Genomic DNA, 15,380 nt, shown 5'->3' with positions numbered 1-15,380 from the left:
GGTCGGTGACGTCCAGGCGCGGGCGGGTTCGCCAGCGTCGACGCGAGAGGGTTGCTATGTTTCTTCCGTGGGCGAGTCGGCAAGGTTTGGACAAGTCGTGGGAAGCTGTCGCTCAGCGCGAACGACCAACCACCTGTTAGACCGATGAGCATCGCACGCCGTCGATGATCGAGGCGGCGGTTCGTCGCGCCCACTGATCATGCTTGTCGAATTCCTGTTCCACTGTCTGGAGTCACGTCTTTGACCACACCACCGCCACCCATACCTACGCCACACACCGCCGAGGCCCAGTGGGATCCGGACGACGAGTTCAGCTCACCCGTCGTGCTCGCCGAGGATCGATACCGCCTGTACACGGAGAAGTTCGTCGCAGACCCTCACGCCGCGTACGAGCAGATGCGCCGAAAATTCGGCACGATGGCCCCCGTGGACCTCGCACCGGGCGTGCCTGCAACGCTCGTACTCGGCCATGCCACCGCGGTACGCATCCTCAACGACCCGCACCATTTCCCGGCGGATCCGCGGACGTGGCAGGAAACCATCCCACAGGATTGCCCTGTCCGGCCGATGATGGGCTACCTCCCGGCGGCGCGGAACTCCGACGGAACCGAGCACGCGCGTCTGCGCAGGGCATCGGTCGCGGGCATCGAGGGGATCGATCTGTACACCGTGGATCTCCTCGTCGCGAAACATGCGGTCCCGCTGATCAATGCCTTCTCCGAACAGGGAAGTGCCGATGTGGTGTCGCAGTACGCGTTCCCGCTCGTATTGCATGTCCTCAACGAGATGGTCGGATGTCCGGAGGAGATCGGAGAGCGTGTGGCGGCCGGGATGGCGGCACGGTTCGAGGGGGACCCCGGGGGGATGGCGATCCTCAAAGAGACACTGATGGAGTTGATCACTCTCAAGCGCAGCAACCCCGGCAACGACGTGACGTCCAGACTCGCGCAGGACTCCGGAGCTCTCACCCCGGTGGAGATCTTCGCGCAACTGATGAGTTTCTACGGCGCGGGCTTCGAAGCCCAACGCAACCTCATCACCAACGCACTGCTGCTGCTGATCACCGACGATCGCTTTCGGTCCGGTCAGGTTCTCGGTAGGAATCTTTCGACCAGCGACGCCATCGACGAAGTGTTGTTCAACGACCCTCCCATGGCGAACTTCTGCACCACCTACCCACGCCAGCCCATCTCGATCGACGGCACCTGGCTGCCCCCACATCAACCAGTTGTCATCAGTCTCGCTGCCTGCAACAACGACCCAGCGATCCGCGGCAGCCGGCACGGCGGCGACAGCAGTATCGGAAACCGCTCACATCTGGCGTGGAGCTCGGGCCCGCACGTCTGTCCGGCCAAGAACGTCGCGTATGCAACGGTGCAATCGGCGATCGATCAGCTCCTCGACGCGCTTCCGGACCTTCAACTGGCCATCACACCTGCTGAGTTGGTTTGGCGGCCAGGACCCTTCCATCGAGCCATGTCGGAGATGCCGGTGAGATTCCCCAACACGGCGCCGATGGCAATCGTCTAACCCCAGCGGCGCATTAAGCCCACAGTTCAGATGAACAGACGGCCAGGAGGGTTCCAAACTGGGCACACTGGGCCTGCGTCGGTACTCGGGCGATCGGCTGTGGATTGGTGAGGGCAACTCATCGGTACGGCCGCCATCGCGTTGTGCTGTCGCCTTGGCGCAGTGCGGCCAGGCGGCGGGCGTGTTCGGCAGCGACTGCTGGTCGACGGGCAAGGTCGGGTATGACGCTGGTGATCAGTCCGAGTTCACGGATACGGCGAAGCACCGACCATGCCGGATCGGTGGTGACGTCGTAGCCGTACGCAGAGGCGAGGCGTTCGTGGTCGCCGCTGGCGCCGAAGCGCACCGCGTCGACGGCGCTGGTTGCCAGGTCCCAAGCCAGTGGGCCGTACCCGGCACTGTCGAGGTCGCATAGCACCGCACGCCCATGGTGGTCGCACAGCAAGTTGCCTGTATGGGCGTCGCCGTGAACGATGCCGCACCGCTGGGGGCGCAGCCCGAAGTAGTCGTCTTCGACCTGCTGCCACTGCTCGTCGATCCAGGCTAGATCCGGTGCAGGCAGTGCAGGATCGGCCGCGGCCAGGCGCCGCTGCGCCGCCGCGAATGGGTCCCATCGTGGCAGTGATGCGTCCTCGGGTGGCTCAAGGGCATGCAATGTTCGCAATGGCACAGCCAAATCGGTGATATCCCAGTGGTTCTCGCTGCCTGGCAGCCACTCCCAGATCGTGGCCGCGGTGTCGCTCGTCACGACGGGTTGTTCAATTCCCGGATGCAGGCGCGGTACAGGTGCGTCGTTTTCAGCGAGCCAGTTGGCGAGACGGACGACCCGCGGCGCGCGAGTGCGCCCAATCTCACCGACACCTATACGCACAATCACCGGCGCGGTAGCGAGGTGCCAGACGACGTTATTGGTGTATTTGATCAACTTCGCGTTGCGGTCATCGAGGCCAGCCACGCGACAGATCTCAGCCAGCGACGACTGTAGTTCATCGGAGGCCGAACGTGAGAGTTGTGTCATCGCATTCAACACTCTAGGCCGTCACGAGTTGCTCTACCTGCTCGATGAGGTCGATGACGCCGCTGTCTGCGGCATGGGGCCTAGCAGCTGCGATCAACTCAGGAAGCCGATCGATGCCGCGTTGGGTTGCGATCGTGCCGAGTCCGGCGATGGCGCGTTCGGTGATCGGTATCGCAGTGGCAGGGTCATCGACGCGAAAGTGATTGGTTGCGGCGACGATGTCGTCGAACAGTTTGGATCGAGCGGGCCGGTCCGGCCCTGACTCGCCTCGGGCGATAGTAGTCAGTTCGACGGCGCGCGCGGCGCTGTTCATCGCGATGCGGGGGTCGGTGCTGTTGGCGGCCAGCACGCCGTGTACCAGGGCCTGGTGCCCGACATAGTCGCCAGAGGTGTAGAAGACCTGCATCCACGGCTCGCGCGGCATTGGGGCCAGCGCCATTTCGTGCTCAGCGCGGGCGAGGCTGTCTCGCATCAGGCGATCCGCGCCTTTGTGCGCGTACGCCCATGCCGCAGTGGCGTGCAATTGTGCCGTGGCTGCGGTATCGGCGGCCTTCGCCGCAGCGATCTGACCTAGCTGAACCATCTCCAGGGCAGCGTCGGGTTCCCTTTCGTGCAACTCCACCCTTGCGAGGCCGAACAGCAAATCGGCGCAAAGGCTGTATGCCTCGGCTGTGGCCGCCTCTGATGCCCATCGCACGCCCTGGGCGAGATGGAGACGGGCTTGGCGCTGTTGCCCGGCGTCGTGATGTGCCCACGCGACGATATTGGACAGGTCAGCCAATGCCACGTATAGCTGCCGCAGAACGTCCTCGTTGCGGCAGCGCGGCAGCATCGCCGCTCCTCGACTCAGCGCGCCCAGGCTCGGATCCACTGCGGCACCACCACCGAATCTACTGTCCAAATCGCGGATCTGGTCCGCTGTCATGCGCAGGCGGGTGACATCGCTCGCACCGATCTGCGCAGGTAGTGGAGAGCTGGTCGCGGGCAGCGTCACATGCCAGCGTGACAGTTGAACTGCGGACCCCATCAGTGCACCTGCCAGCGCGACCAAGAACTCTCGACGGTCAGGCCCCTCGAAACCGACCGCCGCTGGAATTGGTATATAGCCCTCGGCGACCATCGGGTCCTTGAGCATCGCCTCGAATCGGCTGCGCACCTGTTCGTCTGAACCCTCAAGCATCCGCTGCAGCAGACGTCGGCTGGCCTGGTTTGGTGTCGTGGTCCGGTTGTTTTCCCAGAAAATCACAGTCCGTCGGGTTACCCCGAGGTGCTTGGCGAACTCTTGCTGGCTGAGCATCGCGGCCCGCCTCAACGCTCGGATCTGGGGTGGGTACCACCGCAGGGCGATCATCGGCCCGCCTCGACGTCGTCGTGATCGCTACGAGGGTTTTTCACAACTTTTTCACTGGTGTGGCACTGGTTTGACACAGCGTTCATTATGCAACCTTGCTGGTGTGTCGCTCCTCAAATCTGTTGTCCTGATGGACTTCCCGTCCGGGCCGTGGCGACCTCGTCATCGCAGGCACCGAAAGGCAGAAAATATCATCACGCGCGTTTCGGCTCTGACCGGCACCCAGTACACAAGTCAGGCGAAGATACTCACTCGGCGTGCTGTCACTGGCCTATTCCGGGTCGGCACTGCTCAAGGTGTCCGATGAGACAGGACATGGATTGGCGGGTCGACGCGGGAGTTGCGTTGGCCGCTGCCATCGAGGGGGACATCGACACGGCAGCCGTCCACGTGATGGATTGGGGGCGCAGCGAGATGACCCAGGGTTGCCTGTTCTGGATCGACACGTTCCTCCGCACGTCACCGAGGGCACGACAGTTCGCCGACCTTCCAGCAACCGATGGACTCGAGGCTGAACAGGTCTGGGCGTTGCAACTGGTCTCGGCGCGCGCGCGAATGGCCTTTGAGGATGCCGAGAAGATATTCGCGATTCGGTTGCCTGCCGCGGGGTGCCTTGCCGCGCTACTGACGCTCATCGGCACACAGCTTCGCGGACAGTGCAACCCCGATCTGTTCCGATAGCAACCTGAATCCAGAAGCTGTGCCGGTAAGTAATTCGGTGCCAAGCGTACATGCCGGACTCATAGTTCCGGCCGGGCCGGGATCACCACACAGTGAACGTTTCCGAGTAGTGGTCTGACGGATCGGTTGCTGCGGCGGTGCTGAAAGATGTTGGGGTGGAACGCGAAACGCGGAACCTCTGGCGTATGAAGGAGGTCCGACTAAAGATCAACTTCACAGAGGTTCCGCGCGTCATGAGTGTCGCATACATCGCCATCCTGCCGTTGCCCGAGTCCACCGTCACCCACGTCGCGGGCTTGCTGGCCGCGCGCCGCCAGGCCTTGGGGACCCGCTGGAGGGCGTTGACCTGCCTCGAACAGGCAGTGCTGGGGTTGCGGTGGTTCACCGACGGCACCCGTGTCGAGCAGCTCGCCCTGGACAACGCGATCGGCCGCACCACCGCCTACGACAGCCTCCACGAGGTGATCGATACTCTCGCCGCCCAGGCCCCGGCCTTGCACAACGTGCTGCTGGCCGCGAAAGTCGCTGGGCACCAGCACATCAGCGTGGACGGTACGCTCATCCACACCGACCGGGTCGGCCAAGCCGGCCCCACCACCGCCAAAGCCACCTCGGTGCCACGCCGGGTCAAAGTCGACCTCTGGTGGTCGGGAAAACACGGCCGCCACGGCGGGAACATCCAGGTCGTTACCGCCCCGGACGGGTGGCCGATGTGGACCTCCGAGGTTCGTCCGGGACGTGAGCACGATGTCACCGCGCTGCGCGCCCACCCCGAGATGCTGCCCGCGCTCACGGACTGGACCGGTGAAAACCTGCCCGTGCTGGGCGATCTCGGATACTTGGGCGAGGCCACAACGATCACGGTCGCGGTCAAGAAGCCCAAGGGCGGGCAGCTGACCGACGAACAGAAAACGGCGAACAAGGCCCACAACCAGGTTCGCGCGGTCGGTGAGCGCGGTAACGCACTGCTCAAATGGTTCAAGGCATTGCGTCGAGTCAGCTTGTGCCCGTGCCGGATCGGTGCCATCGCCGCAGCCGCGCTGGTGTTGCTGCATCTTCAACACGGCCGCAGCGTCTGACCGTGACACGCCGCTACTCGGAAAGGCTCAGTGACCGGCGGCCTCGTTCCTTTGACATATCTCAATATCACGAACGGAGTTCAGCGAATTGCCCGAAAAAAACGAACCACTGATCAGAACCGATATTCCCCATTCGGCCCGCATCTGGAACTACTGGATGGGCGGCAAGGACTACTACGAAATCGACCGCATCGCAGGTGATGCCGGCATCGAGGTCGACCCCGACATCACCACCATGGCGGTGCAGTCGCGCCAGTTCCTCATCCGCGCGGTCACCTACCTCGCGGGCGAGGTGGGCATCCGCCAGTTCCTCGACATCGGCACCGGACTTCCGACCATGCAGAACACCCACCAGGTGGCGCAGAGCGTCGCACCCGAATCGAAGGTCGTCTACGTCGACAACGACCCCCTCGTCCTCACCCACGCCAGAGCGCTACTCATCAGCACCACCCCCAAAGGTGTGACCACCTACGTGGATTCGGACTACCACTTCCCCGAGCAGATCATCGCCGACGCCCGCAACGTGCTGAATTTCAACGAGCCGATCGCCGTCATGTTCATGGGCGTGCTCGGCCACGCCAAGTCCTACGACGAACTGCTGCGCATCGTGCACACCGTGCTCGACGCCGTCCCCGCAGGCAGCCATCTGGTGATGTGGGACGGCAGCGACGACAGTCCGGCCTACGTGACCCTGTGCGAGAACTACACCGGAACCGGTGGCACACCGTATGTTCCACGACCTCAGGCTCAACTCCGCGCCGTCTTCGACGGCCTCGAACTGGTCGAGCCCGGCTTCACCTCGATCACCCAGTGGCGCAGCCCGGACGCCGAAGTGGGCTCGCCGCGCTCGATCTCCGCATATGGCGGTGTCGCCGCCAAACCGTAAGAGATGCCTTCCGCAGCGACGGCCACAGGGCCTCCGAAGGTGTACGTGGAGGTCCACCGCCGCCCGCGGGCGCAGTCATCAACCCACACCGACTTGTGCGAATTTCTCCAAATTTCGCACGCACCAGTGCGAATTTTTTCGAGTGGTGCCTTATGGCAGCATTTGTATGTGTTCAGCTTGATCAGCTCCGCATGTGGGGCCATCTCGGCGAAGTCGTTAGCGTGCGCTAGTTGACGCGAGTGCGTACGATCGGTTGAGCAATTTATATTTGCTGCTCGGTAGGAATCTTGTGTCTATGTTTCGCTTGACGAGACGGCGGACATATGCGGAGTGTCAGGGTGTCGAAGCCAGTCGCCATCAAAGCTATCCCCGTTCCCGGCTACTAATTGGAGAATCTCTGTGCCGACGTCTGATCCGGATACAGCGTCGCAGTCCCAGTCCGTGCGCCCGTGGTCCTTGCATGCTGGCGCAAGGGGCGGTGCCGAAGGTCGCCTTGCGATGCACAGCGCCAGCTTCGCGGCTGATCCTCATGGATTCTATGAGTCGATGAGGACCCGATACGGCGGACTCGCCCCCGTCGAGCTGGCCCCCGGGGTTCCGGCTACGTTGGTGCTCAGCTATGAAGTCGCTCGGCGAATTCTCAATGATCCCGACCATTTTCCAGCAGACCCACGGGTCTGGGAGCAGGGCATCGACGACAGCTGTCCGGTGCTTGCGATGATGCGGTGGCGGCCTAACGCATTGCGCAACTCGGGCCCTGAGCACCTTCGTTACCGCGCACCGAGCAGCACTGCCATCTCCGAGGTCAACCTGTTCGAGCTGCAGACAACAGTCGAACAAACTGCTATATCGCTCATCAACGGCTTCTGCGGAAACGGGAAAGCCGACCTGCTCGAACAGTATGTATGGCCGCTGGTGTTCACGGCGTTGAACGCAATGCTCGGCGTTGAGCCCGACATCGGTCAGCAGGTCGCGGCGGGTATGGCTGCGATGTTCGACGCGGGAGCCGAGGCTGGTGCGGGGGAACGTCAGCTTGTCGACGCACTACGGACACAGACCGAACAGAAAAGGCGCGAACCTCACGACGACGTCACATCGCGATTGATTTACCACGCCAATGGCCTGACCGATGAAGAGGTGGTACATCAGCTCGTGACGTTCTACGGGGCGGGCATCGAGCCGCTGGTCCACCTGATATCGAACACATTGCGCACCATGTTGACCGATCAGGGGTTCGGTGATGGTGTGTTCGGCGGCAGCTTGCCAACTCGAGATGCACTGGACGGCGTGCTGTTCACAGACCCTCCGCTGGCTAATTTCTGCGTGACCTATCCGCGGCAACCGATTGTGATCGAGGACTTTTGGCTGCCCGCCCACCAACCGGTCGTGATCAGCATGGCCGCGTGCAACAACGATCCGAACGTCAAATCTCCCCATGGACACGACGGCAATCGCTCACACCTTGCCTACGGTGCGGGCCCGCACACGTGCCCCGCTCAAGACCCTGCTCGGCTGATCGCCCAAAACGCGATCGATCAACTCCTCGATGCGTTGCCCGAAATCAGGCTGGCAGTTCCAGAGGCGGCGCTGGCATGGCGACCCGGCCCCTTCCACCGCGCGCTGACCACCTTGCCGGTTGAGTTCCCGGCGTCATCCCCACTTCCGGCACCCGCTCAGCGGACGTGATCCCTGCTGTTCAAGAAAGTCTCACATGAGTAGGAGCTCCACCATGTCACGATCATCACCTGCCCCGTTCGTCCTGGACCCGCGAGGCGCGAACGTTCAAGGCGAGGCCGACGAGTTGCGCAAGCGCGGAGCGGTGACACTCGTCGAACTGCCCGGCAACGTCATCGCTTGGGCAGTCACTGACCTGGAGTTGGTCAAGAATCTGCTACTCGATAGACGTGTCTCAAAGGATGCGCGCAAGCACTGGCCTGCGTTCATCAACGGTGAAATCACGTCGGCGTGGCCGCTATATACATGGGTCGCGGTCAAAAACATGCTTACTGCCTATGGGCCCGATCACAAGCGACTCCGCGGATTGGTCAGACCCGCGTTCAGCAAGCGGCGTGTCGACGCGATGCGATCGCAGATCGAACACATCACAGAAGACCTTCTGGCCAACCTCGCAGCGGCGCCGGAAGGTGACTGCGTCGACCTGCGAGAGACGTTCGCATATCCGCTGCCTATCAAGGTCATCAGCGACCTGATGGGGGTGCCCACCGACCTCCAGCCCGGACTCCGAAAATGTGTCGACGGCATATTCGACACCGACCCTGACACCGGGTTGGCTGCCTATTCCGATATGCAGAAACTCCTTGCTGCTCTTGTGGCTCATCACCGCGACGAGCCGCAAGACGATATGACCAGCGTGCTCATCGCCACTCGCGACGAGCAGGACCACTCACGACTCACCGAGCAAGAACTGATCGACACACTGCTGCTCATCTTGAGCGCCGGACACGAAACCACCGTCAATCTCCTCGATCAGGCTGTGTTCGCACTGCTGACCCATCCCGCACAGTTGGCGGCGGTGCGTGCTGGCGAGCAAACCTGGGAAGCTGTGGTGGAGGAATCGCTGCGATACGAACCACCATTGGCGAATTTGCCACTGCGCTTCGCAGTCGAAGACATCAGGGTTGCAGGCGAGACGATCAGAAAGGGGGACGCGATCATCGTCTCCTACGCGGCCGCAAACCGCGATCCGCGATCCTTCGGTGACACAGCCGCCGAGTTCGACATCTTCCGGAGCAACAAGGACCACGCAGCATTTGGATTTGGCGCGCATATGTGCCTCGGCGCACCGCTCGCCCGCCTCGAAGGCACGATCGCGCTGCGGATGCTCTTCGATCGCTTCCCCAATATGAAACTGGCAGCGGATCCCCAGGACATGGGCACCGTCCCCGGCTTCATCAGCAACGGGCACAGAAGGGTTCTGGCCCGACTGTGCTGATGGCGAAATTTGCCTGCTGCCCGCGTCGAGAAATAACACGGGCGGCAGCGCGCCAATCAGGACCCACAACCAGGTTCAACGGCACGTGCGGCAATCCGAGCGGTGAACGCAGCCGTCCGAACCCGCGCTCCCAGTCCGGGGCGTTCAGCGCCGCGCCAACCGCAACCTGACGGACACGACACAATACCCACTGGTCAGCTACGTGTTTCGACCGGTGCTGGCCACTTACCGTCCGCAAGGCCGATGTCGCGCCAGTCGGTGGGCGACATCCCATAGCGGATCTTCCATGCCTCACGAAACGCGCTCGTAGAGCCGAACCCACATCGGAACGCGACTTCTGAGGTCTTAAGGTTCATCTCGCCGCTCAAGAGCCGCGCTGCTTCTTCGAGCCGCACGCGGCGGAGCAGCCTTCCTGGAGAGTCGCCCATTTTCTTCAGCGCGGTCGCCAAACGGCGTTCCGACCAGTTCAGATGCTTCGCGATCGAGGGTGCCGTCACCGTCGGGTCTCGGAAGACGTTCGCGACGAACGCGCATGCCTGTCGGTGTACGGTCGCGTAGTCGGCGGTCTCGGGTTCTTGGCGCGGGTCAACCGAACTCGCCAGCAAGTCGGTCATGCTGAGGAACACCCGCCGGAAATCCTCACCGCTACAGGTTTTTCGGGTGTCGGCGAGCGCCCGGGTCATAGCGATCGCTGCGGCTATAGCACCGTCTCTCGGGTTGAGAGCGACTGGTGTGGTGTCGGTCAGGTCTGGAATCATCTCGCCGGGGATAGTGAGAATCAGTGCCCGCACACCGGCTACGTGTCGGAGGCCCATCGTGCGGGCCATCGTGATCATGCCGAGCTGGCCTGGCCCCAGTACCGCCTCGCGGTCGTCCTGCTTGAGGATGACCTCCCCGTCCAGGGGCACGATCGCCCGTTTGTCGGTATCGTCACCCAGTTGACTGGGCAAGCGTTCGTATAAAACTGCATCGGATTCGAACTCGACCATCTGGTAGATCCGCGAGCCGTCGACATACCACTGCGCATACGTCCTGCCTCGGAAGGTCCTGTAGTCGTCCGTGTCAGGGACATCGAAGCGCACATCACATTGTCGGCTGCCCACCTCGGTGCCCCAGAACGCCACTCGATCGCTCGGATTGATCTCGTCATCGTGGGTGCTCTGCTCTGTCTTGACGTACGGCCCCTCGTCCACAGAGCTCTCCTCCCGTGCAAAAATCCGTCGCAATCTGTGCAAAAATCCGGTCGATCCCGGAGTTTCACACCGGCTAGCCTCGCTGTAACCGTATCGCTATCACAGGGATTCGGACGATGCAAGGAGGGGATTGTATGCCGACTGCGGATCGGGGAATACCGACGCCGACCACGAGAACACGATCGTGGCCCAGTCCACACCTTTCTCCTGTTGCCGGGCCGCACTCCGGGACTTTTCGGTCGCCGAGCCCAGTCGGGAATCATCGACCGACCTGTTCCTTGCACGACGAATCCAGAGAGAACGATGGTGCCACTCGCGAGCAACTCCGGATGGAGCGATGCAGTGCAGCGCCGATTGATCGCAGACCAGCGTGTCGACACTCCGCGGCCGCCGTGGCAATCCGGAGCGCCGATTCGGTCGCTGAGTGCTGATCGCATCTATCGGAAAAGCGCGTGACAGGCGACGAAACGCAGGGAGGGCAGTGTGGCGCGAGTAACTATGAATGGCACAGCCGGTCTGGCATCGGTGGTGCTCGGATCGATGATGAAGGATCTTCGGACCAGCAAGGACCCGAAGGTCACCCAGGCAATGGTCGCCGATCAGGTGGGTGTAACCACATCGGCGTACTTTAAATGGGAAAGCGGACTGCGCCGAATCACTCCAGAGCATCTGGAGCGTATCTGCGAATCGCTGAATTGTAAGGATTGGCGACGGCGGAGCATGATGTCACTACTGTCAGGTACGATGTCGGACTTCAGGTTGGGACAGCAGCCGAGGATTTCCTCTGAGGACGTCGAATTCATCGAGAGCCTTTCTTTTCCCGCGCTCTACAGGAGCCTGCCCGACTTCGACATTATATATAGCAATCAGGCATGCATTTCCGCTTTCCCCATGTTCACGCCCGCCCCACTCAATGAAGCGCATCGCGCGAATCTGATCGAGCGGATGATTACGGACCCTCGTTCACCCCGCGTCTTCGTCAACTGGTCCCAGGTTGCCCATCGGATGGTCTACCTGAAGAGGTTGTGGTCGTCGGGCACTTCAGCCGCACATCATGAACGCATCATGCGAGCGTGCCGCAGCGAGGCGGCGTTTGAATATATGTGGCGCACCATACCTGGACCGGATGTGCACGGCAACAACCGGATCGCGGTGCGTGACCCTGTGACCGGCGAGGTCCGGAACCGCACGGTTCGGTGCCTAATCTCCAACTCTCGCACGGGCAGCGCCGATATCATCGCGGCCCCGACCGTGCGGTCGACCGAAGCGCTCGAGCCGTCAAGCATCGGAAGCTGATTTTGACGGCGACTGCGTTCTATGGGAACTCCGCTCAGTTTTCAGCGATGGAGTCGGATATGCGACCGCTTCTGCCGACCTGGCGGTTCACGGGCAGATCCTTCGCGATGTAGAGACGAGGACACTGTGAAGAATTCGGGCGTACGCGATCGTAGGAATTACTGCTGATGATGGTTTCGAATTTGGTTGGCGTGGTTGGTGGCGATGAGGATTCACCTCCTGATATCGCTGATGTGTTGCTGTCTCTTCGGATCTATCGGCGTATGACGCGGCGGGTTCTCGCACAGAAAACCGGCATATCGGCCCAGACGATCGAGGAGGTCGAGCAGGGACTGCGCCCCGTCAGTCGCACGTTTCTACGTCTGATGCTTGAGGCACTCGATAGCAACCCGGTAGCCCATTCCGAGTACGCCGATCTGGCCTTCGAACCCGACACGGTCAAACAACGGCTGTCCGCGGCTGAGACGAGCTCCCCCCAAGTGCACGACCTGGCGGAGCTCCATGCCCTGGATTGTCCCGCCGCGCTGATGACACCGGCCGACTGCAACCTGTTAGCAACCAATGAGCAGTTCGATAGAGCGCTGCCTGGTGCTAGTGAGCACGGCAATCTCATCAAATGGTTGCTGCTGGACGAGCGTGCTCGGAGGGTGCTGCCTGAGCCGTATTGGACACGGGAGACGCACCAGTTGGTTGGCACTCTGCACTGTCTGTGGCCGACGTTCGTTCCCCGACCGCGTCTGGGCGTTCTGCTCAGCGACCTTGTGGATGCGCCCGAATTCCAGCGATTCTGGTTCACCCCGACGGAGACGGTCGAGGACCCCTCGAACAGTATTCAATTGCGAGACTTCAAGACCGGCGATGTCGCCGAGCACTACCGGCAGACCAGCCAGCCAGAACCTCCGCAGCCACGTACGTGGCGACTATTCAAACTGACACCGAAATTGCCCGATAGGGGAGGATCCCCGCAGCAGGAGTTGTTCCATCTCGATGATTGATCCGGGCTTGTCCAGGGCTGCCGATCCGGTGGATGCGTGGCGACGCAATATGTCTGGGCTTGAGCCGTCGACGATGAACTTGTCCCGGATTCAAACGAATCTGCCGAGCCGAACGCCTTGTATGTCGAATCGGGGAGTCGGGGGCCAGCCGTGATCGACGGAGCGAAGATTCGCAGCGCCCGCGCCGCGCGCGGCTGGTCTCAGAGCGACCTGATGGCGGCGATGCGCACCCAAGCGGTGCGCAATGGGTGGACCCTGATGCGTCCAGACAGCCTTCGCGGAGCAGTGTCGCGGTGGGAGAACGACCGGCACGCGCCGGATCACCACTACTCTCGGCTACTGCGAGCCGTAATGCCCGAACTCGACCGTAACGAACGGTTGGTAGGCGAGCCGAATGTTGCCGCCAGTGTCAGCGCCGCGACTGAGGATTCCCTTCACAGTGTGCTCGCGGCTCATGTCGATAGTTGCCGAGCCCTTGATCGCCGCTTCGGCGCCCCGGCAGCCCGAAAACAGACGACCGCACACGTCGAATCATTGGATATGCTGTGGCGCAACACCTTCGGCGCCGACAAGCGGACGGTGGCGTACGCACACGCCGAAGCAGCGAGCCTGGCGGCGTGGCAGGATCTCGATGTCGGTGATCTCGTCTCTGCGAGCAACCACTACGCAGCGGCGAAGCTAGCGGCGGCGCGAGCCGAGGACCCCGTTCGTCTCGCACACACGATGGGCGAGGAGGCAATAATGCTCGCCGAGACCGGACGGGTCCGGCAGGCGGTCGATCAAGTAGAAGTGGCCACCGCGGCTCAACAGTTGCCGACGCTGCTGCGCTCCTGGTTGTGGGCGACTAGAGCTCAGATTCACGCTGGTGCAAATTCCGACGCTCGAGCAGCTCGGCGCGCCTTGACTCGTGCAGAGAAACTGCTGGCCACCACAAAGACCGCAGAGGCTCCGGAACTTCCGTTCTTGTCGCACAACCCAGTGCATTTTGCACGCTGGTCGGGCCACGTTCTCGCTCTGCTGAGCGATTCCGCGGCTGGTCCAGTTACACGTGACGCTCTTTCCCAGCTCCCGTCCGACTTTGTGCGCGCACGGGCCGCTCAACACCTGGACTTAGCCCAGGATGCGCTAAATGGACAGCGTCATGCGGAGGCGGCGGGGATTCTGAGTGCATCCGCCGAGTCGATCGACGGCCTCGGTTCAGTTCGTCTGCGGCGACGCCACCGGTTGCTGTCCGGGCGAGTCCGAAGTCCGGCGGAGACCGTATGACGACAGCGCGGCAAGCAATGCCACAGCGGTTCCGCAGCCGAGGATCTGCCCCGCGGCAAGCAGATCCGGTGTCTCGGTGACTGGGACCCATAGCAGCTGCGCAGCTTCCTCGGCATCATCGGGCGCTCCGACCTGACGGGGATCGTGTCCGAGGTAGATGTGATGGCTGCTCTCGATCAGCCCCGGCATCGGCTCGAGCTCACCGATCGGTTGCATTTCCCCACAGACGAAACCGGTTTCCTCGCGTAGTTCCCGCCGGGCGGCCGCGACCGGCTCCTCACCAAGGCCGATGATCCCGCCTGGTGCCTCGAAGCCGATGCGGTCGACTATCCAGCGGTGCCGCCGCAACAGAAGCGCACGCCCGTGCTCGTCGACAACAGCCACGATCGCCACAGGGTTGAGGATGACAGCGTGATGGGTCCGGCGGATCCCGTCGGGAGTCGTGATGGTGTTGTCGCTGACCGTCAACCACGGCGGGCCCTCAGGATTGTTGGCGACATAGACCGGATCCGACCTATGAACTGTAGTCAGCGGCGGATCCTGCATTACAGCGATGTTACCGGCAACCAGGGTCTTGCTAAGTCATTGCTACGTTCCACCAGCCCGTCGTGCTCACGACGATCAATATCATGACCGCGCACGCAGATTTGCCGATGGACTGGCTGTACCAATACCGCTTGTGGGGACTTCCGGTTCAAATCGCCGGAACCGGAGTACAGCTGGTGACCGATGACTGGACCACTCTCGCCTCGATGCCCGCCAGCCTCGGTCAGGCAGTCAACACGCCGCTGCTTCCCGGCCCGGTCTTGTGTCAGCACGATGGTCATTCATGGCGATGGTCGTTCTTCGCTTGGCTGGACACTCCGTTGGACGGATGCAACGACGCCATTCTGGCCGCCGCCGGTTTTCGGCTGACCCCCACAGGAACCACGATCGCTCTGCCTGCGAATACTGGTGAGCCACGCTGCCACTGGGTACATCAGCCTGGCCAAGACCTACCCCCAACATCACGGATCCTCACCCGAACGCTCACCACCCTCACTACGACGCGTAATCGACGCTCAAACGGGCTGCACTTGGGCGTGCCCCGTCGTGTCGCCGCACCGTCCCCTGTGGCCCGCGATTCGCTCGC

General features: G+C 62.2%; 13 protein-coding genes. 9 read left to right on the top strand and 4 right to left on the bottom strand.

All coding sequences use genetic code 11. The annotated features are described in order from the left end of the window. Positions 1-324: 324 nt before the first annotated feature. Positions 325-1,530: a cytochrome P450 gene (locus OG225_RS41885; protein WP_405183564.1), complete on the top strand. Its 1,206-nt coding sequence runs from the start codon at positions 325-327 to the stop codon at positions 1,528-1,530. A 118-nt stretch (positions 1,531-1,648) separates the two neighbouring features. Here OG225_RS41885 and OG225_RS41880 read toward each other — a convergent pair whose 3' ends face one another. Next, entirely contained in the window at positions 1,649-2,548 is a 900-nt protein-coding gene (locus tag OG225_RS41880) for an aminoglycoside phosphotransferase family protein (RefSeq protein WP_331758832.1), read from the bottom strand. A 13-nt stretch (positions 2,549-2,561) separates the two neighbouring features. After that, positions 2,562-3,899 (bottom strand): helix-turn-helix domain-containing protein, encoded by a 1,338-nt coding sequence (locus OG225_RS41875; RefSeq protein ID WP_331757884.1) that lies wholly within the window; start codon positions 3,897-3,899, stop codon positions 2,562-2,564. Between the two features lie 315 nt (positions 3,900-4,214). On the opposite strand from OG225_RS41875, the gene OG225_RS41870 reads away from it, so the two are divergent. The 5 genes from OG225_RS41870 (at position 4,215) to OG225_RS41850 (ending at position 9,498) form a co-directional block, all read left to right on the top strand. Then, a complete protein-coding gene (locus OG225_RS41870; RefSeq protein WP_405183563.1) occupies positions 4,215-4,580 on the top strand; it encodes a hypothetical protein in 366 nt (121 codons plus the stop codon). Between the two features lie 233 nt (positions 4,581-4,813). Further along, the gene (locus OG225_RS41865) at positions 4,814-5,659 is read left to right on the top strand and encodes a transposase family protein (protein WP_331758829.1); all 846 of its coding nucleotides are present in this window, start codon (positions 4,814-4,816) and stop codon (positions 5,657-5,659) included. A gap of 88 nt (positions 5,660-5,747) precedes the next feature. Then, positions 5,748-6,545 (top strand): SAM-dependent methyltransferase, encoded by a 798-nt coding sequence (locus OG225_RS41860; RefSeq protein ID WP_331757879.1) that lies wholly within the window; start codon positions 5,748-5,750, stop codon positions 6,543-6,545. A gap of 609 nt (positions 6,546-7,154) precedes the next feature. Further along, a complete protein-coding gene (locus tag OG225_RS41855) occupies positions 7,155-8,231 on the top strand; it encodes a cytochrome P450 (RefSeq protein WP_405183562.1) in 1,077 nt (358 codons plus the stop codon). 43 nt (positions 8,232-8,274) lie between these two features. After that, complete coding sequence (locus OG225_RS41850) at positions 8,275-9,498, top strand: cytochrome P450 (protein WP_405183561.1); 1,224 nt, start codon at positions 8,275-8,277, stop codon at positions 9,496-9,498. 194 nt (positions 9,499-9,692) lie between these two features. Here the strand turns inward: OG225_RS41850 and OG225_RS41845 are convergent, their stop codons facing one another. Next, positions 9,693-10,691 carry a helix-turn-helix transcriptional regulator gene (locus OG225_RS41845; RefSeq protein WP_331757874.1) on the bottom strand — a complete coding sequence of 333 codons (999 nt, stop codon included), beginning with the start codon at positions 10,689-10,691 and terminating at the stop codon, positions 9,693-9,695. Between the two features lie 498 nt (positions 10,692-11,189). Here OG225_RS41845 and OG225_RS41840 point away from each other — a divergent pair, with 498 nt between their 5' ends. From OG225_RS41840 to OG225_RS41830, 3 genes are all read left to right on the top strand, one after another. Beyond that, a complete protein-coding gene (locus tag OG225_RS41840; protein ID WP_331757872.1) occupies positions 11,190-11,987 on the top strand; it encodes a helix-turn-helix domain-containing protein in 798 nt (265 codons plus the stop codon). Positions 11,988-12,154: 167 nt separating this feature from the next. Further along, positions 12,155-12,982 carry a helix-turn-helix transcriptional regulator gene (locus tag OG225_RS41835; RefSeq protein ID WP_331757870.1) on the top strand — a complete coding sequence of 276 codons (828 nt, stop codon included), beginning with the start codon at positions 12,155-12,157 and terminating at the stop codon, positions 12,980-12,982. Between the two features lie 150 nt (positions 12,983-13,132). Continuing rightward, a complete protein-coding gene (locus tag OG225_RS41830; protein WP_331757868.1) occupies positions 13,133-14,248 on the top strand; it encodes a helix-turn-helix transcriptional regulator in 1,116 nt (371 codons plus the stop codon). Here OG225_RS41830 and OG225_RS41825 read toward each other — a convergent pair. Continuing rightward, complete coding sequence (locus tag OG225_RS41825; RefSeq protein ID WP_331757866.1) at positions 14,180-14,794, bottom strand: NUDIX hydrolase; 615 nt, start codon at positions 14,792-14,794, stop codon at positions 14,180-14,182. The two genes, OG225_RS41830 and OG225_RS41825, sit on opposite strands and share 69 nt — an antisense overlap. Positions 14,795-15,380: the final 586 nt, after the last annotated feature.

This window comes from Nocardia sp. NBC_01377, assembly GCF_045040005.1.
GTDB classification, from domain to species: Bacteria; Actinomycetota; Actinomycetes; order Mycobacteriales; family Mycobacteriaceae; genus Nocardia; species Nocardia noduli.
This window is presented reverse-complemented; position numbering and strand designations above follow the sequence as displayed.

What these genes read in the sequence shown, in the direction of transcription:
- OG225_RS41835 (WP_331757870.1), top strand. Translation starts at nt 12,155, where the DNA reads ATGATGGTTTCGAATTTGGTTGGCGTGGTTGGTGGCGATGAGGATTCA.
- OG225_RS41875 (WP_331757884.1), bottom strand. Translation starts at nt 3,899, where the DNA reads ATGATCGCCCTGCGGTGGTACCCACCCCAGATCCGAGCGTTGAGGCGG.
- OG225_RS41840 (WP_331757872.1), top strand. Translation starts at nt 11,190, where the DNA reads ATGAATGGCACAGCCGGTCTGGCATCGGTGGTGCTCGGATCGATGATG.
- OG225_RS41825 (WP_331757866.1), bottom strand. Translation starts at nt 14,794, where the DNA reads ATGCAGGATCCGCCGCTGACTACAGTTCATAGGTCGGATCCGGTCTAT.
- OG225_RS41870 (WP_405183563.1), top strand. Translation starts at nt 4,215, where the DNA reads ATGGATTGGCGGGTCGACGCGGGAGTTGCGTTGGCCGCTGCCATCGAG.
- OG225_RS41865 (WP_331758829.1), top strand. Translation starts at nt 4,814, where the DNA reads ATGAGTGTCGCATACATCGCCATCCTGCCGTTGCCCGAGTCCACCGTC.
- OG225_RS41880 (WP_331758832.1), bottom strand. Translation starts at nt 2,548, where the DNA reads ATGACACAACTCTCACGTTCGGCCTCCGATGAACTACAGTCGTCGCTG.
- OG225_RS41850 (WP_405183561.1), top strand. Translation starts at nt 8,275, where the DNA reads ATGTCACGATCATCACCTGCCCCGTTCGTCCTGGACCCGCGAGGCGCG.